At 64.4% G+C, this 21,402-nt stretch carries 25 protein-coding genes; 22 read left to right on the top strand and 3 right to left on the bottom strand.

Annotated features, from left to right (window positions below; translation table 11 throughout):
- Window positions 1–8: 8 nt before the first annotated feature.
- Genes rluC through sppA form a run of 3 tightly spaced genes read left to right on the top strand, consistent with a single transcriptional unit; the run spans window position 9 to window position 2,639 of the window.
- Entirely contained in the window at window positions 9–965 is a 957-nt protein-coding gene (gene rluC / locus ACNFIA_RS27635; protein ID WP_259756121.1) for a 23S rRNA pseudouridine(955/2504/2580) synthase RluC, read from the top strand.
- Window positions 958–1,644, top strand: coding sequence for an HAD-IIIA family hydrolase (locus ACNFIA_RS27630; protein ID WP_416790195.1), 687 nt, complete (start codon window positions 958–960; stop codon window positions 1,642–1,644). The genes rluC and ACNFIA_RS27630 overlap by 8 nt, the downstream gene beginning before the upstream one ends.
- Window positions 1,644–2,639: a signal peptide peptidase SppA gene (gene sppA / locus ACNFIA_RS27625; RefSeq protein ID WP_416790194.1), complete on the top strand. Its 996-nt coding sequence runs from the start codon at window positions 1,644–1,646 to the stop codon at window positions 2,637–2,639. Before ACNFIA_RS27630 ends, sppA begins: the two co-directional genes overlap by 1 nt.
- An 82-nt stretch (window positions 2,640–2,721) precedes the next feature.
- Here sppA and ACNFIA_RS27620 read toward each other — a convergent pair whose 3' ends face one another.
- Window positions 2,722–3,300 carry a Maf family protein gene (locus ACNFIA_RS27620; RefSeq protein WP_259756115.1) on the bottom strand — a complete coding sequence of 193 codons (579 nt, stop codon included), beginning with the start codon at window positions 3,298–3,300 and terminating at the stop codon, window positions 2,722–2,724.
- Between the two features lie 112 nt (window positions 3,301–3,412).
- On the opposite strand from ACNFIA_RS27620, the gene ACNFIA_RS27615 reads away from it, so the two are divergent.
- The 13 genes from ACNFIA_RS27615 to ACNFIA_RS27555 all read left to right on the top strand — a co-directional run bounded on the left by ACNFIA_RS27615 (window position 3,413) and on the right by ACNFIA_RS27555 (window position 13,528).
- The gene (locus ACNFIA_RS27615; RefSeq protein ID WP_236170876.1) at window positions 3,413–3,943 is read left to right on the top strand and encodes a YceD family protein; all 531 of its coding nucleotides are present in this window, start codon (window positions 3,413–3,415) and stop codon (window positions 3,941–3,943) included.
- 13 nt (window positions 3,944–3,956) lie between these two features.
- The gene (gene rpmF / locus ACNFIA_RS27610; protein WP_009621425.1) at window positions 3,957–4,139 is read left to right on the top strand and encodes a 50S ribosomal protein L32; all 183 of its coding nucleotides are present in this window, start codon (window positions 3,957–3,959) and stop codon (window positions 4,137–4,139) included.
- Between the two features lie 3 nt (window positions 4,140–4,142).
- A complete protein-coding gene (gene plsX / locus ACNFIA_RS27605) occupies window positions 4,143–5,150 on the top strand; it encodes a phosphate acyltransferase PlsX (RefSeq protein WP_416790192.1) in 1,008 nt (335 codons plus the stop codon).
- A gap of 102 nt (window positions 5,151–5,252) precedes the next feature.
- Window positions 5,253–6,191: an ACP S-malonyltransferase gene (gene fabD, locus ACNFIA_RS27600; RefSeq protein WP_259756110.1), complete on the top strand. Its 939-nt coding sequence runs from the start codon at window positions 5,253–5,255 to the stop codon at window positions 6,189–6,191.
- A gap of 14 nt (window positions 6,192–6,205) precedes the next feature.
- Window positions 6,206–6,949: a 3-oxoacyl-ACP reductase FabG gene (fabG, locus tag ACNFIA_RS27595; protein WP_037014455.1), complete on the top strand. Its 744-nt coding sequence runs from the start codon at window positions 6,206–6,208 to the stop codon at window positions 6,947–6,949.
- A 190-nt stretch (window positions 6,950–7,139) separates the two neighbouring features.
- Window positions 7,140–7,376, top strand: a complete 237-nt coding sequence (gene acpP, locus ACNFIA_RS27590; protein ID WP_015477931.1) for an acyl carrier protein — start codon at window positions 7,140–7,142, stop codon at window positions 7,374–7,376.
- 118 nt (window positions 7,377–7,494) lie between these two features.
- Complete coding sequence (gene fabF, locus ACNFIA_RS27585; RefSeq protein ID WP_416790190.1) at window positions 7,495–8,739, top strand: beta-ketoacyl-ACP synthase II; 1,245 nt, start codon at window positions 7,495–7,497, stop codon at window positions 8,737–8,739.
- Window positions 8,739–9,554 (top strand): aminodeoxychorismate lyase, encoded by an 816-nt coding sequence (pabC, locus tag ACNFIA_RS27580; RefSeq protein WP_416790188.1) that lies wholly within the window; start codon window positions 8,739–8,741, stop codon window positions 9,552–9,554. The genes fabF and pabC overlap by 1 nt, the downstream gene beginning before the upstream one ends.
- Before the next feature lie 6 nt (window positions 9,555–9,560).
- Window positions 9,561–10,667, top strand: a complete 1,107-nt coding sequence (gene mltG, locus ACNFIA_RS27575; RefSeq protein ID WP_416790315.1) for an endolytic transglycosylase MltG — start codon at window positions 9,561–9,563, stop codon at window positions 10,665–10,667.
- Between the two features lie 5 nt (window positions 10,668–10,672).
- Window positions 10,673–11,305 carry a dTMP kinase gene (gene tmk / locus ACNFIA_RS27570; protein WP_416790186.1) on the top strand — a complete coding sequence of 211 codons (633 nt, stop codon included), beginning with the start codon at window positions 10,673–10,675 and terminating at the stop codon, window positions 11,303–11,305.
- On the top strand, window positions 11,298–12,284 hold the full coding sequence (locus ACNFIA_RS27565; protein WP_416790184.1) for a DNA polymerase III subunit delta': 987 nt from the start codon (window positions 11,298–11,300) through the stop codon (window positions 12,282–12,284). Before tmk ends, ACNFIA_RS27565 begins: the two co-directional genes overlap by 8 nt.
- Before the next feature lie 36 nt (window positions 12,285–12,320).
- The gene (locus tag ACNFIA_RS27560) at window positions 12,321–12,677 is read left to right on the top strand and encodes a PilZ domain-containing protein (protein ID WP_009621447.1); all 357 of its coding nucleotides are present in this window, start codon (window positions 12,321–12,323) and stop codon (window positions 12,675–12,677) included.
- Window positions 12,678–12,751: 74 nt separating this feature from the next.
- On the top strand, window positions 12,752–13,528 hold the full coding sequence (locus tag ACNFIA_RS27555) for a TatD family hydrolase (RefSeq protein ID WP_259756099.1): 777 nt from the start codon (window positions 12,752–12,754) through the stop codon (window positions 13,526–13,528).
- 265 nt (window positions 13,529–13,793) lie between these two features.
- Here the strand turns inward: ACNFIA_RS27555 and ACNFIA_RS27550 are convergent, their stop codons facing one another.
- The gene (locus ACNFIA_RS27550) at window positions 13,794–14,927 is read right to left on the bottom strand and encodes an aminotransferase class V-fold PLP-dependent enzyme (RefSeq protein ID WP_416790182.1); all 1,134 of its coding nucleotides are present in this window, start codon (window positions 14,925–14,927) and stop codon (window positions 13,794–13,796) included.
- A gap of 84 nt (window positions 14,928–15,011) precedes the next feature.
- Between ACNFIA_RS27550 and ACNFIA_RS27545 the strand changes: the two genes are divergently transcribed.
- From ACNFIA_RS27545 to ACNFIA_RS27525, 5 genes are all read left to right on the top strand, one after another.
- The gene (locus ACNFIA_RS27545) at window positions 15,012–15,650 is read left to right on the top strand and encodes a TetR/AcrR family transcriptional regulator (protein ID WP_045211585.1); all 639 of its coding nucleotides are present in this window, start codon (window positions 15,012–15,014) and stop codon (window positions 15,648–15,650) included.
- Between the two features lie 94 nt (window positions 15,651–15,744).
- The gene (locus ACNFIA_RS27540) at window positions 15,745–16,713 is read left to right on the top strand and encodes a GTP 3',8-cyclase MoaA (protein WP_416790180.1); all 969 of its coding nucleotides are present in this window, start codon (window positions 15,745–15,747) and stop codon (window positions 16,711–16,713) included.
- 25 nt (window positions 16,714–16,738) lie between these two features.
- Window positions 16,739–17,632: a radical SAM protein gene (locus ACNFIA_RS27535; RefSeq protein ID WP_416790178.1), complete on the top strand. Its 894-nt coding sequence runs from the start codon at window positions 16,739–16,741 to the stop codon at window positions 17,630–17,632.
- Window positions 17,633–17,696: 64 nt separating this feature from the next.
- A complete protein-coding gene (locus tag ACNFIA_RS27530; protein WP_259756091.1) occupies window positions 17,697–18,308 on the top strand; it encodes a DUF4823 domain-containing protein in 612 nt (203 codons plus the stop codon).
- Window positions 18,305–18,883, top strand: coding sequence for a DUF1285 domain-containing protein (locus ACNFIA_RS27525; protein WP_259756090.1), 579 nt, complete (start codon window positions 18,305–18,307; stop codon window positions 18,881–18,883). Before ACNFIA_RS27530 ends, ACNFIA_RS27525 begins: the two co-directional genes overlap by 4 nt.
- 106 nt (window positions 18,884–18,989) lie before the next feature.
- Here the strand turns inward: ACNFIA_RS27525 and ACNFIA_RS27520 are convergent, their stop codons facing one another.
- Window positions 18,990–20,678 carry an electron transfer flavoprotein-ubiquinone oxidoreductase gene (locus ACNFIA_RS27520; RefSeq protein ID WP_416790177.1) on the bottom strand — a complete coding sequence of 563 codons (1,689 nt, stop codon included), beginning with the start codon at window positions 20,676–20,678 and terminating at the stop codon, window positions 18,990–18,992.
- A 310-nt stretch (window positions 20,679–20,988) separates the two neighbouring features.
- Here ACNFIA_RS27520 and ACNFIA_RS27515 point away from each other — a divergent pair.
- Window positions 20,989–21,402, top strand: a 414-nt coding sequence (locus ACNFIA_RS27515) for an electron transfer flavoprotein subunit beta/FixA family protein (RefSeq protein WP_416790176.1), incomplete at its 3' end; no start/stop codon positions are given.

The raw sequence follows: 21,402 nt of genomic DNA, 5'->3' as shown, positions 1-21,402 counted from the left end.
ATATCCGGATGACTAATCCCGCCCCTCCGACTTCCGGCGTCCAGCTGCTTGAAGTCGCGCCGGAGTATGCCGGCCAACGAATCGACAATTTCCTCCGCACCCAGCTCAAGGGCGTGCCCAAGACCCTGATCTACCGCATCCTTCGCAAGGGTGAGGTGCGGGTCAACAAGGGGCGCATCAAGCCCGAATACAAGCTGCAGGCGGGCGACGTGGTGCGCGTGCCGCCGCTGCGCCTGGCCGAGCGCGACGAGCCGGTGCCGCTGGCCCAGGGTCTTCTGGAGCGCCTGGAAGCCGCCATCGTATTCGAAGACAAGGCGCTGATCGTGGTGAACAAGCCCACGGGCATCGCCGTGCATGGCGGCAGCGGCCTGAACTACGGCGTGATCGAGGCCTTCCGTCAGTTGCGTCCCGAGTGCAAGGATCTGGAGCTGGTGCATCGCCTGGATCGTGACACCTCCGGTCTGCTGATGATCGCCAAGAAGCGCAGCATGCTGCGCCACCTGCACGACGCCCTGCGGGGCGAGCGCATCGTGGACAAGCGCTACCATGCGCTGGTGCGCGGCAACTGGCCGGCCGCCAAGAAGCAGATCGCCGTGCCGCTGCTGAAGAACAACCTGCGCTCCGGCGAGCGCGTGGTGGAAGTGAACCCCGAGGGCAAGGAAGCGCTGACCGAGTTCAAGGTGCTGCGCCGCTTCGGTGACTTCGCCACCCTGGTGGAGGCGCGCCCGATCACCGGTCGCACCCATCAGATCCGCGTGCACGCCAAGCACGCCGGCCACTCCATCGCTGGCGATCCCAAGTACGGCGACGAAGACTTCTCCCGCGAAATCCGCGAACTGGGCGGCAAGCGGCTGTTCCTGCACTCGGCCTACCTGCGGGTGCCGCTGCCCGACGGCGCGGTGCTGGAGCTGGAGGCGCCGGTGGACGAGGTCTGGCAGCGCACCGTGGAGCGTCTGGATGCGTGACTATTCCCTGCTGATCTTCGATTGGGATGGCACGTTGGTGGACTCCATCGGTCGTATCGTCGAGGCGATGCGCGTTGCCGCGGTCGGTTCCGGTCTGCCGGAGCGCAGCGATGCCGCGATCAAGGGCATCATTGGTCTGGGGCTGCCGGAGGCGATCCAGACGCTGTACCCGGAAGTGGAAGACGGCGAGCCGCTGGAGCGCTTCCGGCGGGATTATGGCGATCACTACCTGAGCCTGGAGGTGCAGCCTTCCCCGCTGTTTCCGGGAGTGGCTGAGGCAATGGCCGAGTTTCGCGATGCGGGCTACCAATTGGCCGTGGCCACCGGCAAGAATCGTCGTGGGCTGGATCGCGTGCTGGCGGGGCAGGGTTGGACCGACTTCTTCGATATCACCCGCGCCGCCGATGAATCGGCGAGCAAGCCCGATCCGCGCATGCTGCATGAGATCCTCAAGCATTGCCGGGTCGATGCGCGCGATGCGCTGATGGTGGGCGATTCGCCGTTCGATCTGGAGATGGCGCGCCGCGCTGGCATGGATTCGGTGGCGGTCGGCTATGGTGCGCAGTCGCTGGAGATCCTGCGGGAGTATGCTCCAACGCTGGAAGTGAACCATTTCAATGAATTGCGCGCCTGGTTGGCCGGGCGTTCGGTTAAACCAGTGCTCGAGGTAGGCAACTGATGTCGGATGAATGGAAGGCGGACGATAGCAAGGCTGCACAAACCACGGCGGGTGACGACAAGAGCTGGAAACTGCTGGAGAAGGCCGTGCTGGCTGGTGTCCAGGAGCAGCGCCGGTCGCGTCGCTGGGGCATCTTCTTCAAGCTGCTGACCTTTGTTTACCTGTTCGGCGCCCTGGCGCTGTTCAGCCCCTTCAGCGGTCTGTCCAAGTCGGCCTCGCGCAGCGCCAGCCATACGGCGATGATCGAGGTGAAGGGCATGATCGCGGACAACGAGCCCGCCAGTGCCGACAATGTCGTGGGTGCGCTGCGATCGGCGTTCGAGGATGCCGGCACCAAGGGTGTCGTCCTGCGGATCAACAGCCCGGGCGGCAGTCCGGTGCAGTCGGGTTATATCTACGATGAAATCAAGCGCCTGCGCGGCGAGCATCCGGATATCAAGGTCTACGCGGTCATCAGTGACCTGGGGGCTTCCGGTGCTTATTACATCGCCAGTGCCGCGGATCAGATCTACGCGGACAAGGCCAGCCTGGTCGGCTCCATCGGCGTGACGGCAGCAACGTTCGGCTTCGTCGGCACCATGGAAAAACTGGGCGTGGATCGCCGCGTCTATACCTCGGGCGAGCACAAGGCTTTCCTCGATCCCTTCCAGCCGCCGAAAGCGGATGAGACTGCTTTCTGGCAGCAGGTGCTGGACACCACCCACAAGCAGTTCATTGACAGCGTGAAGAAGGGGCGTGGCGACCGCCTGAAGGACAAGGATCACCCGGAACTGTTCTCCGGCCTGATCTGGTCTGGCGAGCAGGCGCTGCAACTGGGGCTGATCGATGGCCTGGGTAGCACCAGCTACGTGGCGCGCGAGATCATCAAGGAGAAGGAAATCGTGGACTACACCGTCCAGGAGACGGCCTTCGACCGCTTCACCAAGAAGCTGGGCGCCAGTGTCGCCGAGCGTCTGGCACTGTGGATGGGTTTCCAGGGCCCGGCTCTGCGCTGACGTCCTTCCTTATATAAGGAAAGAAAAGGCCCGGCGAATGCCGGGCCTTTGTATTACGGGCGATTCATTTCGACCTTTCGTATCAGGGGACGGATACCTGCTCGGCGAGCAGCATGTCCACCAGGCGGATCAGTGGCAGGCCGACCAGGCTGGTGGCGTCTTCGCCTTCGGTGGCGCGGAACAGGCTGACGCCCAGTCCCTCGGCCTTGAAACTGCCGGCGCAGTCGAAGGGTTGTTCGGCCTCCAGGTAGCGGCGAATGCGGGCTGGGTCGAGGGTGCGGAAATGCACGGTGAACGGGACGCAGTCGACCTGGGCGTTTCCGCTCTGGCTGTTCAGCAGGCATAGGCCGGTGAGAAAGCTGACGCTCTTGCCGCTGGCGTCCTTGAGTTGCTCGGTGGCGCGCTCGATGTCGTGGGGTTTGCCCAGTATCCGGCTGCCATTCACCGCGGCCTGGTCCGAGCCGATGATCAGGTGAGCGGGGTAGCGGTGGGCGAGGGCGCGCGCTTTGCTCTGGGCCAGTCGTTGCACCAGTTGTTCGGCGCGCTCGCCCGGTAGCGGGGTCTCGTCGATGTCGGGACTGGCGCATTCGAATGGCAGGCGCAGGCGCTGCAACAATTCGCGGCGGTAGGGCGAGCTGGAAGCAAGGATCAGGGGTAACATGCGGAATTCCTTCGGAGCGTCCCGGCGATTCTAGCGAAAAGGGCTGTCCATACAGCGGTTTATGGCTAATTTCCTTTGACAGCTTCGGGTGCATCCCTATAATGGCGCGCTTATGTTGAATGGACCGATACCACCTCACGTTGATCCGCGCAAATTGGTAGAGCGCGCCGCCACCCTCGAGGGTGAGCTGCCGATCGCCAAGATGCCACGTCTCAACGAGCAACTGACCAGCAGTGATGGCAAGATTCACGCGAAGTTTTCCTTCTTCCGTGATGAGCAGAAGCTGGCGGTCATGCACGTCGAACTCGACGCCGAGGTGAGCATGGTATGCCAGCGCTGTCTCGAGCCGGCCAACTTCCATGTGGGTGGTGAGTACGATTACGTCATCATCCCGGAAGGCAAGTCGATCGATGATCTGCCCAGTGGCTACGATGCGCTGGAAGTGGGGGATGACCCCATCGACCTGACCTCGCTGGCCGAGGACGAGTTGCTGCTCGCCTTGCCCATCGTGCCGGTCCATGACCCTGAGGATTGCCAGCAGCCGGTGGGATACGCTACAGCGCCCGAACCGAGCGAGAACGTCGAAGAGCGGCCCAATCCGTTCAGCGTACTGGCGCAGTTGAAGCGTGACCCAAACGTTTAGGAGTTAATCAATCATGGCTGTTCAGCAGAACAAAAAATCCCGTTCCGCTCGTGACATGCGTCGTTCGCACGATGCCCTGGACGCGAACGCTCTGTCCGTGGAAAAGAGCACCGGTGAAGTTCACCTGCGCCACCACGTCTCCCCGGACGGTTTCTATCGCGGCCGCAAGGTCGTAGACAAAGGCTCTGACGAGTAATCTTTGTCCGCACCAATCATCGCGATTGATGCAATGGGTGGGGACTACGGTCCCCACTGCATTGTTCCGGCCTGCATTTCCTTTCTGGCCGAATATGCTTCCCTCCAGCTGGTCCTCGTCGGCCAAGCCTCTCTGATAGAAGAACACCTGCGCGGCCTGTCTCCGGCCGAACGCCAGCGTCTTCACGTCCACCACGCCAGCGAAGTCGTCACGATGGATGAACGTCCGTCCCAGGCGCTGCGTGGCAAGCCCGATTCCTCCATGCGTGTTGCCCTCGAACTGGTTCGTGATGGCAAGGCCCATGCCTGCGTCAGTGCCGGCAATACCGGCGCGCTGATGGCGCTGTCCCGCTACCTGCTCAAGACGCTTCCCGGCATCGATCGCCCGGCGATGGTCACCGCCGTGCCGACACAGACCGGCCATTGCCACCTGCTCGACCTGGGGGCGAATGTCGACTGCAGTGCCGAGCATCTCTACCAGTTCGCCGTCATGGGTGCCGTGGCGGCGGAAGCGCTGGGCAAGAGCAATCCTCGGGTCGCGCTGCTGAACGTCGGTACCGAAGACATCAAGGGCAACCAGCAGGTGAAGCTGGCGGCGAACCTGCTGCAGCAGGCGCGTGGTGTGAACTACATCGGCTACATCGAAGGTGACGGCCTGTATCGCGGCCTAGCCGATGTGGTGGTGTGCGATGGGTTCGTCGGCAACATTCTGCTCAAGTCCAGCGAAGGGTTGGCGGCCATGGTCGCGGCGCGTCTGGAGGCGTTGTTCAATTCCAGCTTGCCGGCCAAGGCGGTCGGCCTGATGGCGATGCCGTGCCTGCGCCGCCTGCGCGGCGATCTCACGCCATCCCAGCACAATGGTGCGAGTTTCCTGGGGTTGCAGGGCATCGTGGTGAAGAGTCACGGCAGTGCGAAGGAGGAGGGCATCCAGAGCGCCCTGCGTCGTGCACTGCTGGAAGTGCGTGAGAATCTGCCCCAGCGGCTGCATGGGCGGCTGGAACATCTGCTCTAATGTGACCGCGGTCGCCAGACCGTCATCCAACTGTCAGTTCAATACGCCAGGCTCTCGCCGGCGTTATCCATTTGACGACACAGACAAAAGGGACCTGTTGCAATGTCCGCATCCCTCGCCTTCGTATTTCCCGGCCAAGGTTCGCAGTCGCTCGGCATGCTTGCCGAGCTGGGCGCCCAGCACGCCATCGTGCGCGATACCTTTGCCGAAGCTTCCGCCGCTCTTGGTTATGACCTCTGGGCCCTGGTGCAGGAAGGTCCGGAAGAGCGCCTGAACCAGACCGACAAAACCCAGCCCGCCATCCTCACGGCCTCCATCGCCCTGTGGCGTCTGTGGCAGGCCGAAGGTGGCGTGCAGCCGGCCTACGTCGCCGGCCATAGCCTGGGCGAATACTCCGCGCTGGTTGCCGCCGGCAGTCTGGCCTTCGCCGATGCGGTGAAGCTGGTGGAGCGCCGTGGCCAGCTGATGCAGGAAGCCGTGCCGGCCGGCACGGGCGGCATGGCCGCCATCCTCGGGCTGGAAGATGCTGATGTCCTCGCTGCCTGCGCCGAAGCGGCCCAGGGTGAGGTGGTCAGTGCCGTGAATTTCAACGCGCCCGGTCAAGTGGTGATCGCGGGGGCGGCCAAGGCCGTCGAGCGCGCCATCGAAGGCTGCAAGGCGCGTGGCGCCAAGCGCGCCGTTGCGCTGCCGGTCAGCGTGCCGTCGCACTGCGAGCTGATGCGTCCGGCCGCCGAGCGTTTCGCCGAGGCTGTCGAAGCCGTTCAGTGGCAACTGCCGCAGATCGCCCTGGTGCAGAACGTCACTGCCCAGGTTCCGGCTGATCTGGTTGCGCTCAAGCGCGACCTGCTGGCCCAGCTGTACAGCCCTGTCCGCTGGGTCGAGAGCGTGCAGCTGCTGGCCGAGAAGGGCGTCACCGACCTGGTCGAATGTGGCCCGGGCAAGGTGCTGGCTGGTTTGAACAAGCGTTGCGCCAAGGGCGTGACCACCCACAACCTGGACTCCGCGGACGCCTTCGGCGCAGCCCGCGCGGCCCTGGCGTGAACAGGAGATAAGGCATGAGTCTGCAAGGTAAGGTTGCCCTGGTTACTGGCGCGAGCCGTGGTATTGGCCAGGCCATCGCACTGGAGCTGGGGCGCATGGGCGCGACCGTGGTCGGCACCGCCACCAGCGAATCCGGCGCTCAGAAGATTTCCGAGTACCTCAAGGAAAATGGCATCCAGGGTTCGGGCATGGTCCTGGACGTGTCCAACGACGAGTCCGTGACCGCCGTTGTCGAAGCCATCCAGAAAGAATCCGGTGCGCCGGCCATCGTCGTCAATAACGCCGGCATCACCCGCGATAACCTGCTGATGCGCATGAAAGACGACGAGTGGTTCGACGTCGTCAACACCAACCTCAACAGCCTCTACCGTCTGTCGAAAGCCGTCCTGCGCGGCATGACCAAGGCGCGCTGGGGTCGCATCATCAATATCGGCTCCGTCGTCGGTGCCATGGGCAACGCCGGCCAGACCAACTACGCGGCCGCCAAGGCCGGTCTGGAAGGCTTCACCCGCGCCCTGGCGCGCGAAGTCGGTTCCCGTGCTATCACTGTCAACGCGGTGGCTCCGGGCTTCATCGACACCGACATGACCCGCGAGCTGCCCGAGGCCCAGCGCGAGGCGCTGCTCGGCCAGATCCCGCTGGGTCGACTGGGACAAGCCGAAGAGATCGCCAAAGTGGTAGCATTCCTCGCTTCCGAGGGCGCAGCTTATGTTACGGGTGCCACGGTACCGGTTAATGGCGGAATGTACATGAGCTGATGTGACGAGTTCCTTCGCGGCGATGTCATAAGCGCTGTCTAAAATTCTCCAAGCGTTCACGCTGGAATAGACAGAGCATCTGGGTCGCCGGGAAGGGGCGTCAGCGTTCAGCTTGAAATGCAGAAAACCCTTTCTATACACTTACCCGCAGCCCAGCTGTACGGATTGTCCATAGGAGTGAAAACAAGGTATGAGCACCATCGAAGAACGCGTCAAGAAGATCGTTGCTGAGCAACTCGGCGTTAAGGAAGAAGAAGTTACCAACAGCGCTTCCTTCGTCGAAGACCTGGGCGCCGACTCCCTTGACACCGTTGAGCTGGTGATGGCTCTGGAAGAGGAATTCGAGACCGAAATCCCCGACGAGCAAGCCGAGAAGATCACCACCGTTCAGGAAGCCATCGACTACATCGTTGCCCACCAGGCATAAGACGTAGTCGTCGGTTCCCCGACGAAAGAAGCCGCACGGCCTGCAAAGGCGTGCGGCTTTTCTTTAACGCCGGCATCTGCCGGCGTTATTGCCGTGAAACACATGAGAGGAAGTCACAGTGTCGCGTAGACGCGTAGTCATCACTGGCATGGGAATGTTGTCGCCCCTGGGTGTGGATGTGCCGAGCAGTTGGGAAGGCATTCTCGCCGGGCGCAGCGGTATCGCCCCGATCGAACACATGGACCTGTCCGCCTTTGCCACCCGTTTCGGCGGCTCGGTGAAAGGGTTCGACGTCGAGCAATACATGTCCGCCAAGGAAGCTCGCAAACTCGACCTGTTCATCCAGTACGGCCTGGCCGCCAGCTACCAGGCGGTGCGTGATTCCGGCCTGGAAGTCACCGACGCCAACCGGGAGCGCATCGGCGTTGCCATCGGGTCCGGCATCGGCGGCCTCACCAACATCGAGAACACCTGCCGTTCGCTGTTCGAGCAGGGCCCGCGGCGCATCTCGCCGTTCTTCGTGCCCGGCTCGGTCATCAACATGGTTTCCGGGTTCCTGTCGATCAACCTCGGTCTGCAGGGCCCCAACTACGCCATCACCACGGCGTGCACCACCGGCACCCACAACATCGGCATGGCCGCGCGCAACATCGCCTACGGCGACGCTGACGTGATGGTGGCTGGCGGTTCCGAAATGGCGGCCTGTGGCCTGGGCCTGGGCGGCTTCGGCGCCGCGCGCGCGCTGTCCACCCGCAACGACGAGCCGACCAAGGCCAGCCGTCCGTGGGATCAGGACCGCGACGGCTTCGTGCTGTCCGACGGCGCCGGTGCACTGGTGCTCGAAGAGCTGGAGCACGCCAAGGCCCGTGGCGCCCGCATCTATGCGGAAATCGTCGGCTTCGGCATGAGCGGCGACGCCTTCCACATGACCGCTCCGCCGGAAGACGGCGCCGGTGCCGCACGCTGCATGAAGGCGGCGCTGCGCGATGCCGGGCTGAACCCCGAGCAGGTCGACTACATCAACGCCCACGGCACCTCGACGCCGGCCGGCGACATCGCGGAAATCTCCGCGGTGAAGTCGATCTTCGGCGACCACGCCTACCAGCTGTCGATGAGTTCCACCAAGTCCATGACCGGCCACCTGCTGGGCGCGGCCGGTGCGGTGGAGGCGATCTTCAGCGTGCTCGCCCTGCGTGATCAGGTGGCCCCGCCGACCATCAACCTGGACAACCCCAGCGAAGGCTGCGACCTCGACCTGGTCGCCCATCAGGCCAAGGAACGTCCGATCGACGTCGCCCTGTCCAACTCCTTCGGCTTTGGTGGCACCAACGGCTCCCTGGTGTTCCACCGGTTCCACGGCTGATGCTGAGCTGGATCGACGGCCAGAGCGCCGAGGCCCTGTCCGCGCGTGATCGCGGGCTGGCCTACGGCGACGGGCTGTTCGAGACCATCCGTGTGTCCGCAGGCCGTCCGCGCCTGCTGGCCCGCCATCGGGCGAGGCTGGAGGAGGGCGTCCGCCGTCTCCGCCTGCCAGTCTCTCTCGATCTCGTCGAAGACGAACTCCTGCGCTTCTCTGCCTTGCTCGGCGACGGCGTCGCCAAGTTGATGCTGACCCGTGGCGAGGGCGCGCGCGGTTATGCGCCGCAGGCCGACGCACAGGTGCGCCGACTGCTGCTGGCCTCGCCCGCGCCGGCCTACCCGGTGACGAACCGCGAGGAGGGCGTCACGCTCTTTCCCTGCGCCACACGGCTGGCCGAACAACCCTTGCTCGCCGGGCTCAAGCACCTCAATCGCCTGGAGCAGGTGCTGGCCCGCGCCGAGTGGAGCGACCCGGCCTTCGCCGAAGGTTTGATGCGCGATGTGTCCGGACGCGTCATCGAGGGCGTGTTCAGCAACCTGTTCCTGGTGAAGCAGGGCGAGTTGCTCACCGCCGAACTCAGCCGCTGCGGCGTCGCCGGGGTGATGCGCGCGGAGATCATCGAACGCGCGCGTGACCTGGGTTGGCCGGTCATCGTCCGCGATATCGAGCACGGCGAACTGGCGCAGGCCGATGAGGTCTTTTTGTGCAACAGTCTCTACGGTATCTGGCCGGTGCGCGGCGTGGCCGAGTTCGCTTGGCCGGTCGGGCCGCTGACCCGTAAACTGCAGGGCCAACTCCGCGAACTTCTGGATTCCTGATACGTGATGCGCAAATTGCTGGTGCTGCTGGAAGGCGGCCTGCTGCTGGCCGGGCTCATGCTGGGCCTGGCGGCCTGGGAGCAGCACCGTGCGCTGCAGCAACCGCTCCAGCTCACCGAAGAGCGTCTGCTGGACGCTCCCAGCGGCGCCACGCCGGGCCGCCTGCTGACCCGCCTGGAGGATGAAGACGTCCTGCATGGTGGTTTCTGGCTGCGTCTCTACTGGCGCTTCAACCTGGCTGGCGAGGCGCTGCACAGCGGCGAATACCGCCTGATGCCCGGCATGACCGCCGCCCAGTTGCTCGACCTGTGGCGCGAAGGCGAAGTGGTGCAGTACGGCCTGACCCTGGTCGAAGGCTGGAACTTCCGCCAGGTGCGCGAACTGCTCGCTCGCCAGCCCAAGCTGGACCAGACGCTGAACGGCTTGAGCGACGCCGACGTCATGGCCAGGCTGGGCAAGCCGGGCGTCTTCCCCGAAGGCCGCTTCTTCCCCGATACCTACCGCTTCGTCCGCGGCACCAAGGATGTCGACATCCTCAAGCACGCCTTCCAGCGCATGGACACCATCCTCGCCGAGGAATGGGACAAGCGCGCCCAGGACCTGCCCTACAAGGATTCCTACCAGGCCCTGATCATGGCCTCTCTGGTGGAGAAGGAAACCGGCGTACCCCAGGAGCGCGGGCAGATTGCCGGCGTCTTCGTGCGCCGCCTGCAGAAGAACATGCTGCTGCAGACCGACCCGACCGTCATCTACGGCATGGGCGAGCGCTACGCCGGCAAGATCACCCGCGCCGACCTGCGCACGCCGACCCCCTACAACACCTACGTGGTCGCCGGCCTGCCGCCGACGCCCATCGCGCTGCCCGGCCGCGAGGCGATCCATGCCGCGCTCAACCCCGTTGAGGGGCAGAGCCTGTACTTCGTCGCCCGCGGCGATGGCAGCCACACCTTTTCCGACAACCTCGACGACCACAACAAGGCCGTCCAGGAGTTCCAGATCAAGCGCCGCGCCGACTACCGTTCCAGCCCGGCGCCCATTCCGCTGCCGGCGCCCATGCCGGCACCGGACGCCCCCGCCGCCGACGCACCGTCGGCGCCGCAAGACAAGGAGTGAGCCGAGTGACCGGCCTGTTCATCACCCTGGAAGGCCCCGAAGGCGCGGGCAAGAGCACCAATCGCGAGTACCTGGCCGAGCGCCTGCGCGAGCGTGGCATCGAAGTCCAGCTGACCCGCGAACCCGGCGGCACACCGCTGGCCGAGCGCATTCGCGAGCTGCTGCTGGACCCGAGCGATGAGCCGATGGCCGTGGATACCGAATTGCTGCTGGTCTTCGCCGCACGCGCGCAGCACATCGCCCAGGTAATCCGCCCGGCCCTGGCGCGCGGCGCCGTGGTGCTCTGCGACCGCTTTACCGATGCGACCTACGCCTACCAGGGCGGCGGTCGCGGCCTGCCAGTGGAGCGTATTGCCCAGCTGGAGAGCTTCGTCCAGGGCGACCTGCGTCCGGACCTGACGCTGGTCTTCGACCTGCCGGTGGAGATCGGCCTGTCCCGCGCGGCGGCCCGTGGCCGGCTGGACCGTTTCGAGCAGGAAGGCCGCGCCTTCTTCGAGGCGGTGCGCGCTACCTACCTGGATCGCGCCCGGGCCGAACCGGCGCGCTACCACGTGCTCGATGCCGCCCAGTCGCTGGCCGCGGTGCAGCGCGACCTCGATGGTTTGCTGCCGACCCTGCTGGAGCGCCTGAATGGCTGACATCTATCCCTGGCAGCAGGGTCTCTGGCAACAGCTCAGCAGCCGCCCGCGCCACGCCCATGCCTATCTGCTGCACGGGCCGGCCGGTATCGGCAAGCGCGTGCTGGCGGAGAACCTCGTGCATCTGCTGCTCTGCCAGCGCCCCGAGGGCGGCAGGGCGTGCGGGCAGTGCAAGGCCTGCCAGCTGCTGGCCGCCGGCACCCACCCCGATTTTTTCCTGCTGGAGCCGGAAGAGCCGGAGAAACCGATTCGCGTCGATCAGGTGCGTGAACTGGTCGAATTCGTGGTGCAGACCGCGCAACTGGGCGGGCGCAAGGTGGTCCTGCTGGAGCCCGCCGAGGCGATGAACCTCAATGCCGCCAACGCGCTGCTGAAAAGCCTCGAAGAGCCCTCTGGCGATACCGTGCTGCTGCTCATCAGCCACCAGCCCAGCCGGCTGCTGCCGACCATCAAGAGCCGCTGCGTGCAGCAGGCGTGCCCGCAGCCGACCGCCGAGCAGGCGCGCACCTGGCTGGCAGCCTCGCTGCCGGAGGAGTCGTCCGACGCGCTGGACGAATTGCTGGTGCTGGCCGGCGGCTCGCCGCTGACCGCGCTGCGCCTGCATGGCCAGGGCGTACGCGAGCAGCGCGCGCAGGTGGTGGAGGGCGTGAAGAAGCTGCTCAAGCAGCAGGTTGCCCCAGGTCAGTTGGCCGAAAGCTGGAACGGCGTACCCTTGCCGCTGTTGTTCGACTGGTTCTGCGACTGGGCGCTGCTGATCCTGCGCTACCAGTTGGCGCGTGACGAGGACGGCCTGGGCCTGACCGATATGCGCAAGGTCGTACAGTATCTCGCCGAAAAATCGACTCAGCCCAAGGTGCTGGCCATGCAGGACTGGTTGCTGATGCAACGGCAGAAGGTCCTCAACAAAGCCAACCTCAACCGTGCCTTGCTTCTCGAAGCGCTGCTCGTACAGTGGGCAAGTCTCCCCGGGCCGGGCTAGAATCCGGCCATCGGAAAATACTGCCAGGATAGCTGAATGAGCTTGCCACCTAATCTGGGTCCGCGTAACGGAATCCTGTCCCTGACCATCAAGGACAAGTCCGTGCTGTATGCTGCCTACATGCCGTTCATCCGCAACGGTGGGCTGTTCATTCCGACCAACAAGACCTACAAGCTGGGCGATGAGGTCTTCATGTTGCTCAACCTGATGGACGAGCCGGAGAAGATCCCGGTGGCGGGCAAGGTGGTCTGGATCACCCCCAAGGGCGCCCAGGGCAACCGCGCCGCCGGTATCGGCGTGCAGTTCAACGATGGCGACAACACCGCGCGCAACAAGATCGAGACCTACCTTGCCGGCGCGCTGAAGTCGGACCGTCCGACCCACACCATGTAGAATTGGCAGGCCTTACCGTCTGCAGACACGAAGCGCCCAATCGGGCGCTTCGTCATTTTCCGGAGAGTGTTTTCATGCTGGTCGATTCCCACTGCCACCTCGATCGCCTCGATCTCGCCGCCCATGACGGGTCGCTGGATGCTGCACTGGATGCCGCCCGCGCGCGCGGCGTCAGCCAGTTCCTGTGCATCGGCGTGAGTGCGGACAACGCCAGGGCAGTGAAGGATCTGGCCGAGCGCTACGCCGACGTGCACTGCTCGGTGGGCGTCCATCCGCTGGATCTGGAGCCGGGAGCGGCACCGGCGCTGGACTGGCTGCTGGGCGAGCTGAACCACCCGCGCGTGGTGGCCATTGGCGAGACCGGCCTGGACTATCACTACGAGCCCGAAGCCGCCGAGCTGCAGCAGGAGGCCTTCCGCCTGCACCTGGAGGCCGCCAGGCTCACCGGCAAGCCGGTCATCGTGCATACCCGCGAGGCCCGCGCCGATACCCTGGCGCTGCTGCGCGAGGCCGCGCTGCCGCAGGCCGGCGTGCTGCACTGCTTCACCGAGGATTGGGAAATGGCCAAGGCGGCGCTGGATATCGGCTTCTACATCTCGCTGTCGGGCATCGTCACCTTCCGCAATGCCGAACAACTGCGCGAGGTGGCGCGCCAGGTGCCGGTGGATCGCCTGCTGGTGGAAACCGATTCGCCCTATCTCGCGCCGGTGCCGCACCGCGGCAAGCCGAACCTGCCCGAGTACGTGCGCGAGGTCGCGGAGTACCTGGCGGTGCTGCGCGGTGTGAGTTTCGAGACCCTGGCCGAGCAGACCACCGCCAACTTCCGCCGGCTGTTCCCCCTCGCCACCTGATGGTGTCGGTGCGGATACTTTTCCTGCGCGCAAAAAAAACCCGGGTTCTGGGGGGATGAATCCGGGTCAAGACCATTAGGAGTGTAACAATAAGGTACGCGATCCTCGGTACCTTTACCGGCGGGGCACTTGGGGGGAGATGCCGCGCACCGGTATCTACAAGTATTGGTCAAGATGCGGCGGCTGCCACAGGGTGCCCGCTGTTTTTTAAACGGATTTGGAATACATCACACCGGGCTGAGCAGCTTTCTCGGCTGCATCGGGGTTATTGCGCCGCCAAAGCCCCGATCAGCGCCAGGGTTTCCTCGATCAGCGTCTCGCTGGTGTAGAAGTGCGGTGAGAAGCGGATGCCCGCGCCGCGCTGGATGCACACCACCTGCTCGGCGCGCAGGCGCTCCAGCAGTCGGGCGTTGTCCCAGCCGGCCAGGCTGAAGGTCAGGATGCCGGCGCGCCGCACCGGGTCCAGCGGGCTGTGCAGCGAAGCGCCGCCGATGCGGGCCAGGCCGTCCTGCAACTGCTGCACGCGCGCCCGCACCAGTTCACCCACCGTTGCCATGCCGACCTCTTCCAGCAGGCTCAGGCTGGCTTCCAGCGCCACGGCGCCGAGCATGTTCGGGCTGCCGCATTCGAAACGCCGCGCGCTGCGTGCCGGCTGCCAGTCGGCCAGGTCGTAGTTGCCGGCGTTTTCCAGCATATGCCAGCCATACTCCTGCAGCGCCAGTTGTTCGCGCTCGGCGGCGCGGCAATAGAACACACCCAGGCCTTCCGGGCCGAGCATCCACTTGTGGCCATCGGCCATGGCGAAGGCACAGTCATATGCCTGGACGTCGAAGGGCAGGGCGCCCAGCTGCTGGATGGCGTCGATGCAGTACAGCACGCCACGCTGGCGGCAACCGGCGCCCAGGCGCTCCAGGTCCAGGCGCAGCCCGCTGGCGTATTGCACGGCGCTGACGGACATCAGGCGCGTGCGGGGCGTGCAGGCGGCCAGCAGGTTGCCCTCGGGGTCGGCTCCTTCCAGGCTGACCTGGATGACTTCCACGCCGCGCGGCTTCAGCGCTTCCCAGACGACGCGGTTGGAGGGGAACTCCTGGTCGCTGATCACCACCTGGTCACCGGCGCGCCAGTCCAGGCCGAAGGCGACGAACGACAGGGCCTCGGAGGTGTTCTTCACCAGCGCGATGTCGCCCGTGCTCTGGGTGTTCACCAGGCGCATCAGGCGCTCGCGCAGGCGTTTCTCGAGGGTCAGCCACTTCGGGTAGTCGCGGGCGCCCTGCAGGATATTCTCCTGGGCGAACGCGGCGACAGCGTCTGCCGCGCGCTTTGGCCAGGGGGCGACGGCGGCGTGGTTCAGGTAGCGCAGGCCGCTTTGTTGGGGAAACTCGGAAGAAAAGCTAATCATGTCGGATGATCCGTGCAATTTGGCGCTGAATAGGCATAATACGCGGCTTCGAATTTTGACTATTTTTGACCGAACAGTCTTTTTATGCAGAAAGAGCCGCGCAAGGTTCGCGAATTCCGTCGTCGCGAACAGGAAATCCTCGACACCGCCCTCAAGCTGTTCCTCGAACAGGGCGAAGACAGTGTCACGGTCGAAATGATCGCCGATGCGGTGGGCATCGGCAAAGGCACGATTTACAAGCACTTCAAATCCAAGGCGGAAATCTACCTGCGCCTGATGCTGGATTACGAGCGCGATCTGGCCGATCTCTTCCATTCCGAAGACGTCGCCCGCGACAAGGAGCGCCTGTCGCGCGCCTATTTCGAGTTCCGCATGCGTGACCCGCAGCGCTACCGCCTGTTCGACCGCCTGGAAGAAAAGGTGGTGAAGACCAGCCAGGTCCCGGAGATGGTCGAGGAACTGCACAAGATCCGCGAATCCAACTTCGAGCGCCTGAGCCAGCTGATCAAGGAACGCATCGCGGCGGGCAAGCTGGAAGACGTGCCGGCGTACTTCCACTACTGCGCGGCCTGGGCGCTGGTGCACGGCGCCGTGGCGCTGTACCACTCGCCGTTCTGGCGCGAAGTGCTGGAGGACCAGGAGGGCTTCTTCCAGTTCCTCATGGACATCGGCGTGCGCATGGGCAACAAGCGCAAGCGCGACGGCGATACACCGGCCGCCTGAGTCGCCATTCAGGGGGCCCATCGTCGTGAACGCGACAGGGCCCGGGGTGTGGGTGGGGATATACTGGTATGAGTGATCTCCACCGGAGCCCAGCATGATTGTCGACCGCCAGGGCAGGCGCTTTCGCAACCTGCGCGTCAGCCTGACCGCCGCCTGCAACTACGCCTGCACCTACTGCGTGCCGGACGGCAAGCGCCTGGTTGCCGCGCAGGACGAGCTGCCGGCCGATTCGCTGGTGCGCGGCGTCGCCTATCTCATGGAGGCCGCCGGTATCGAGCGCCTGCGGGTCACCGGCGGCGAGCCGCTGGTGAGCCCGAAACTGGATGCCTTCCTGCAGGGCGTCAGCCGGCTCGGTCTGCAGGACATCGCCATCACCACCAACGGCCAGCTGTTGTCGAAAAAGCTGCCGCTGCTGCTGGACTGCGGCATCCGCCGCCTGAATGTCTCCCTCGATACCCTGGATGCCGATGCCTTCCGGCGCATCGCCCGTGGCGGCGACCTCGCTACCGTGCTCAAGGGGCTCGACGAGGCCCGTGCCGCGGGCCTGAAGATCAAGCTGAACATGGTGCCGCTGCGCGGTCAGAACCTCGACCAGGTGGTGCCGCTGCTGGACTACTGCCTGGAGCACGGCTTCGAGTTGCGGTTCATCGAGCTGATGCGCATGGGCCACCTGGCCCACGATGCGAACGCTTTCCACCAGCAGTTCGTCAGCCTGCAGGAGCTGCTGGAGCGGATCGGCGAGCGGCATCCCTATATCCAGGCCAACGCACCGGTGGATGCCACTGCCATTCGCTATGAAGTGCCGGGGCAGGGCTTCTTCGGCGTGATCGCCAACGAGAGCGTGCCGTTCTGCCGGACCTGCTCGCGGTTGCGCCTGTCGTCCACCGGCTGGCTGCATGGCTGCCTGTCGTCGAGCAACCGCCACTACGTCGGCGACCTGCTGGACAAGCCGCGCCATCAGGCGCTCCCGGCGCTGCAGCGGCTGCTGGTACGCGCCCTGGCGGACAAGCAGGAGGTTGCCTTCTCCGGCGGCGTCACCATCATGAAGATCATCGGCGGCTGAGATCGCCCCCTAACCTGATTAGCCCATGCCCAACGAATTCCCCATTTCCTATATCGAGCCGGTCTTCCGGCCGCCGAGCGAGGCGCACTCGCTGATTCTGCCGGTGACCAACGGCTGCTCCTGGAACCAGTGCGGCTTCTGCGAGATGTATACGCAGCCGCAGAAGAAATTCCGCGCCCGTGACGAGGCCGATGTGCTGGAAGAGATTCGCCGCTGCGGTGAGCGCCTGATTGTCCAGCGGGTGTTCCTGGCCGACGGTGATGCGCTGGTGCTGCCGACACGACGGCTGCTCAACATCCTGCGCGCAATCCGCGAGCACATGCCCGAGGTGGACCGCGTTTCCAGCTACTGCCTGCCGCGCAACCTGCGCAAGAAGTCAGTGGAAGAACTGAAGGAGCTGGCCGACGCCGGCCTGCGCATGGCCTATGTGGGCGCCGAGTCCGGCGACGACGAGGTGCTGACGCGGGTGAACAAGGGCGAGACCTATGCCTCCACGCTGGATGCCCTGCGCAAGCTAGGCGAGGCGGGGATCAAGCGCTCGGTGATGATCCTCAACGGCCTGGGCGGGAGCACCCTGAGCGCCCAACACGCCGACAATTCGGCGCGCCTGATGAACGAGGCGCAGCCGGAGTTCCTTTCCACCCTGGTCGTTAGCTTCCCGACCGGTGAAGAGCGCTTGCGTGCCGGCTTCCCGGACTTCCAGCCGCTGACACAGGCCGAGCTGTTCGTCGAGGTCGAGCGCCTGCTCAGCGCGCTGGAGCTGCGCGACACGGTGTTCCGCAGCGACCACGCCTCCAACTACCTGGTGCTCAAGGGCACGCTGGGGGCGGACAAGGCGAAGCTGCTCACCCAGGTGCGCCAGGCCATCGAGCAGCCGCAACGTGCGCATCTGCGTCAGGAATGGCAGCGCGGCCTGTGATGGCGCGGAAGCTGCATTGCTTGCCCGAATGCCGGTTTTTCGTCGCCGGCTCCGGAGACCCTGCATGCGCCACCTGATACTGATCCTTGCCTTCGCCGCCCTGGGCGGTTGCATGACCCCCAACGACTTGGCCGACGGCACCGATTACTACCTGCGCGACGCGGGCTTCCTCGACCACAGCCAGACGCGCCGCACCTCGAACTGGCGCCTGCAGCAGGACTCCTTCATCTACATTGCCCAGGGCCCATTCGTACCGCCGGGCCATCCCTATGCGCGGCCCAACGTGGTGGCGGAGGAGGCGTTCAACGGTTTCGTCCAGTACTTCCCGCTGGTGCGCCGGGCCAAGAGTCCGCTCGGGCTGGAGGGGGCGATGCAGGAGGCTCGCGCGGCAGGCGCCAATTATCTGCTGTATACGCGCTTCGCCCGTGGGGAGGACAATGCCGGGACCTACGAGCAGTACGAAGACACCGATAACGCCGTGGGGCGCGACCGCAGTGTGATCCAGGTGATGCTGATCGAAACCGACAACCGCTACCTGGTGGACAGCGCGACCATCCGCAGCCGCGGCGGTTTTCTGACATTCTATGACGCCAGCCCCGAGGACCTGATCGGGCGCCCGCTGGAAGACTATGCCCGCAGCCTGCTGGGGGTGAAGACGCGAGAGGAGTACCAATGACTGATCCACAGAGCCAATCGGACCGGGCCGGCAACCTGCTGGCGCAGATTCCCGCCAGCAAGGACAAGGGACTGCCGCCGGTGCATCTGTGGAACCCCGATTGCTGCGGCGATATCGACATGCGCATCGCCCGCGACGGCACCTGGTATTACCTGGGCACGCCGATCGGTCGCAAGCCGATGGTGCGGCTGTTCTCCACCATCATCCGCCGCGACGGCGACGAGTATTTCCTCGTGACGCCGGTGGAGAAATGCGGCATCACCGTGGATGACGCGCCCTTCGTCGCAGTGACCCTCGCGGTCGAAGGCGAGGGCGAACAGCAGGTGCTGCGCTTCACCACCAATGTCGAGGACGACGTGGTGGCCGATGCCGCGCATCCGATCCGTGTCGAGCTGGACCCGCAGACCCAGGAGCCGTCGCCTTATGTGCTGGTGCGGGTAAACCTGGAGGCGCTGATCCACCGCAACGTGTTCTACCAGTTGGTGGAACTGGCGGTTCCACGCATGATCGACGGCGTTGAATGGCTGGGTGTCTGGAGTTCGGGGGAGTTCTTCCCCATCGCGCCGCAGCCGTGACCCGGCGGTCGGCACGCGTCCGGTAGTTCGGTTACGGCTTCGCTACAACTTTTTCGAACTTGCAAAAAGGCTCCCGAGGGAGCCTTTTTCGTTACCGCCAACGTTCTTACATGTTGGGGTAGTTCGGACCACCGGTGCCTTCCGGGGCAACCCAGGTGATGTTCTGGGCCGGGTCCTTGATGTCGCAGGTCTTGCAGTGCACGCAGTTCTGGGCGTTGATCTGGAAGCGCTTGCTGCCGTCGTCGTTGCTCACCACTTCGTACACGCCGGCCGGGCAGTAACGCTGCGCGGGCTCGTCGTAGAGCGGCAGGTTCTTCTCGATCGGGGTGTTGGGGTCGGTCAGCTTCAGGTGGATCGGCTGGTCTTCCTCGTGGTTGGTGTTAGACAGGAACACCGAGGAGAGCTTGTCGAAGCTGATTTTGCCGTCCGGCTTCGGATAGTCGATCTTCGGTGCTTCGCTGGCCTTCTTCAGGGTCGCGTAGTCCGGGGTCGTATCGTGCAGGGTGAACGGGATCTTGCCGCCGAAGATGTTCTGGTCGATGAAGTTGAACGCACCGCCACCGATGGCGCCGAACTTGTGCATCGCCGCGCCGAAGTTACGGCTGCGGAACAGCTCGTCGTACAGCCAGCTGCCCTTGAACGCATCGACGTAGTTGTTCAGCACGTCGCCGCCTTCGCGGCCGGCGAACAGCGCTTCGGCCACCGAGTCGGCGGCCAGCATGCCGGACTTCATGGCGGTGTGGCTGCCCTTGATCTTGGCGAAGTTCAGGGTACCCAGGTCGCAACCGATCAGCGCGCCGCCGGGGAAGACCATCTTCGGCAGCGAGTTCAGGCCGCCCTTGCAGATGGCGCGAGCGCCATAGGCCACGCGCTTGCCACCTTCCAGGTACTGCTTGATCACCGGGTGGTGCTTGTAGCGCTGGAACTCGTCGAACGGCGACAGGTGCGGGTTGGTGTAGGACAGGTCGATGATCAGGCCGACCACCACCTGGTTGTTTTCCAGGTGATAAAGGAAGGAGCCGCCCGGGTTGTCGTCGTTCAGCGGCCAGCCGGCGGTGTGCACCACCAGGCCCTGCTCGTGCTTGGACGGGTCGATATCCCAGATTTCCTTGATGCCGATGCCGTAGTGCTGGGCGTCGGCTTCGCTGTCGAGCTTGTACTTCTTGATCAGTTGCTTGCCGATGTGGCCACGGCAGCCTTCTGCGAACAGGGTGTACTTGGCGCGCAGCTCCATGCCGGGGGTGTAGTAACCCTCTTTCGGGTTGCCTTCGCGGTCGACGCCCAGGTCACCGGTGATGATGCCGCGCACTACGCCATTCTCGTCGATCAGCGCTTCCTGAGCGGCGAAGCCCGGGTAGATCTCGACGCCCAGGCCTTCGGCCTGCTGGGCCAGCCAGCGGCACAGGTTGCCCAGGGAGATGATGTAGTTGCCTTCGTTGTGCATGGTCTTGGGCACGAAGAAGTTCGGCACCTTGGCCGCCGCTTCCGGGCTCTTGAGCACATAGATGTCGTCGCGCTTGACGGGGGTGTTGAGCGGCGCTTCGAGTTCCTTCCAGTTGGGGAACAGCTCGTTCAGCGCGCGGGGCTCGAACACGGCGCCCGAGAGAATGTGGGCGCCCACTTCGGAACCCTTCTCGACCACACAGACGCTGATTTCCTGACCGGCGTCGGCGGCCTTCTGTTTCAGTCGGCATGCGGCGGACAGACCGGCAGGGCCGGCGCCGACGATGACGACGTCGAATTCCATAAATTCGCGTTCCACTATCGATCTCTCCTGAATCAAGGCTCTGGGCATTTTGTAGGTATTGGGATGGGCGTGCCCCCACCCAGTAAGAGCGGGGCGCATTATAGCTAGACCTGTTGCTATATCTAAACCCTTTATCGGTCACAATACAAACGTTTGTTTGAATCGCGCGTAACCCTGATAGAATCGGGGTCCGCGGCTTATGAAGGGGTATTTTCGTGTATTGACCCGCCCGGTCGATGCGGTCAAGATACCTGCGGTTTTGCGGTCGCGTTGCGCTGGATGTAGTCGCAGATGGCGTGCACTACCAGCCAGGCCTGTCTGGCGACATTCCTATTCACCGGAGAATAACGAGGAATCCATGAAGGTTCTTGTAGCTGTCAAACGAGTGGTTGACTATAACGTCAAGGTCCGCGTCAAGGCGGACAACTCCGGCGTCGATCTCGCCAACGTCAAGATGTCCATGAACCCCTTCTGCGAAATCGCCGTGGAAGAGGCCGTCCGCCTGAAAGAGAAAGGCGTCGCCACCGAGATCGTTGCGGTCTCCGTCGGCCCGACCGCTGCCCAGGAGCAACTGCGTACCGCGCTGGCGCTGGGTGCTGATCGCGCCATCCTCGTCGAATCCAACGACGAACTGAATTCCCTGGCTGTCGCCAAGGCCCTGAAAGCCATCGTCGATAAAGAGCAGCCGCAGCTGGTCATCCTCGGCAAGCAGGCCATCGACAGCGACAACAACCAGACCGGCCAGATGCTGGCTGCGCTGACCGGCTACGCG

The organism is Pseudomonas sp. NY15437 (assembly GCF_048068435.1).
Lineage (GTDB): Bacteria > Pseudomonadota > Gammaproteobacteria > Pseudomonadales > Pseudomonadaceae > Pseudomonas > Pseudomonas nitroreducens_B.
Note: the sequence above shows the minus strand (reverse complement) of the source record. Positions and strands in the feature narration are given on the sequence as shown.

What these genes read in the sequence shown, in the direction of transcription:
- rluC (WP_259756121.1), top strand. Translation starts at nt 9, where the DNA reads ATGACTAATCCCGCCCCTCCGACTTCCGGCGTCCAGCTGCTTGAAGTC.
- ACNFIA_RS27560 (WP_009621447.1), top strand. Translation starts at nt 12,321, where the DNA reads ATGAGCTTGCCACCTAATCTGGGTCCGCGTAACGGAATCCTGTCCCTG.
- ACNFIA_RS27555 (WP_259756099.1), top strand. Translation starts at nt 12,752, where the DNA reads ATGCTGGTCGATTCCCACTGCCACCTCGATCGCCTCGATCTCGCCGCC.
- ACNFIA_RS27565 (WP_416790184.1), top strand. Translation starts at nt 11,298, where the DNA reads ATGGCTGACATCTATCCCTGGCAGCAGGGTCTCTGGCAACAGCTCAGC.
- fabD (WP_259756110.1), top strand. Translation starts at nt 5,253, where the DNA reads ATGTCCGCATCCCTCGCCTTCGTATTTCCCGGCCAAGGTTCGCAGTCG.
- ACNFIA_RS27630 (WP_416790195.1), top strand. Translation starts at nt 958, where the DNA reads ATGCGTGACTATTCCCTGCTGATCTTCGATTGGGATGGCACGTTGGTG.
- ACNFIA_RS27520 (WP_416790177.1), bottom strand. Translation starts at nt 20,678, where the DNA reads ATGCCCAGAGCCTTGATTCAGGAGAGATCGATAGTGGAACGCGAATTT.
- ACNFIA_RS27620 (WP_259756115.1), bottom strand. Translation starts at nt 3,300, where the DNA reads ATGTTACCCCTGATCCTTGCTTCCAGCTCGCCCTACCGCCGCGAATTG.
- ACNFIA_RS27550 (WP_416790182.1), bottom strand. Translation starts at nt 14,927, where the DNA reads ATGATTAGCTTTTCTTCCGAGTTTCCCCAACAAAGCGGCCTGCGCTAC.
- pabC (WP_416790188.1), top strand. Translation starts at nt 8,739, where the DNA reads ATGCTGAGCTGGATCGACGGCCAGAGCGCCGAGGCCCTGTCCGCGCGT.
- ACNFIA_RS27535 (WP_416790178.1), top strand. Translation starts at nt 16,739, where the DNA reads ATGCCCAACGAATTCCCCATTTCCTATATCGAGCCGGTCTTCCGGCCG.
- ACNFIA_RS27545 (WP_045211585.1), top strand. Translation starts at nt 15,012, where the DNA reads ATGCAGAAAGAGCCGCGCAAGGTTCGCGAATTCCGTCGTCGCGAACAG.
- mltG (WP_416790315.1), top strand. Translation starts at nt 9,561, where the DNA reads ATGCGCAAATTGCTGGTGCTGCTGGAAGGCGGCCTGCTGCTGGCCGGG.
- ACNFIA_RS27615 (WP_236170876.1), top strand. Translation starts at nt 3,413, where the DNA reads ATGTTGAATGGACCGATACCACCTCACGTTGATCCGCGCAAATTGGTA.
- ACNFIA_RS27530 (WP_259756091.1), top strand. Translation starts at nt 17,697, where the DNA reads ATGCGCCACCTGATACTGATCCTTGCCTTCGCCGCCCTGGGCGGTTGC.
- ACNFIA_RS27525 (WP_259756090.1), top strand. Translation starts at nt 18,305, where the DNA reads ATGACTGATCCACAGAGCCAATCGGACCGGGCCGGCAACCTGCTGGCG.
- sppA (WP_416790194.1), top strand. Translation starts at nt 1,644, where the DNA reads ATGTCGGATGAATGGAAGGCGGACGATAGCAAGGCTGCACAAACCACG.
- acpP (WP_015477931.1), top strand. Translation starts at nt 7,140, where the DNA reads ATGAGCACCATCGAAGAACGCGTCAAGAAGATCGTTGCTGAGCAACTC.
- fabG (WP_037014455.1), top strand. Translation starts at nt 6,206, where the DNA reads ATGAGTCTGCAAGGTAAGGTTGCCCTGGTTACTGGCGCGAGCCGTGGT.
- rpmF (WP_009621425.1), top strand. Translation starts at nt 3,957, where the DNA reads ATGGCTGTTCAGCAGAACAAAAAATCCCGTTCCGCTCGTGACATGCGT.
- ACNFIA_RS27540 (WP_416790180.1), top strand. Translation starts at nt 15,745, where the DNA reads ATGATTGTCGACCGCCAGGGCAGGCGCTTTCGCAACCTGCGCGTCAGC.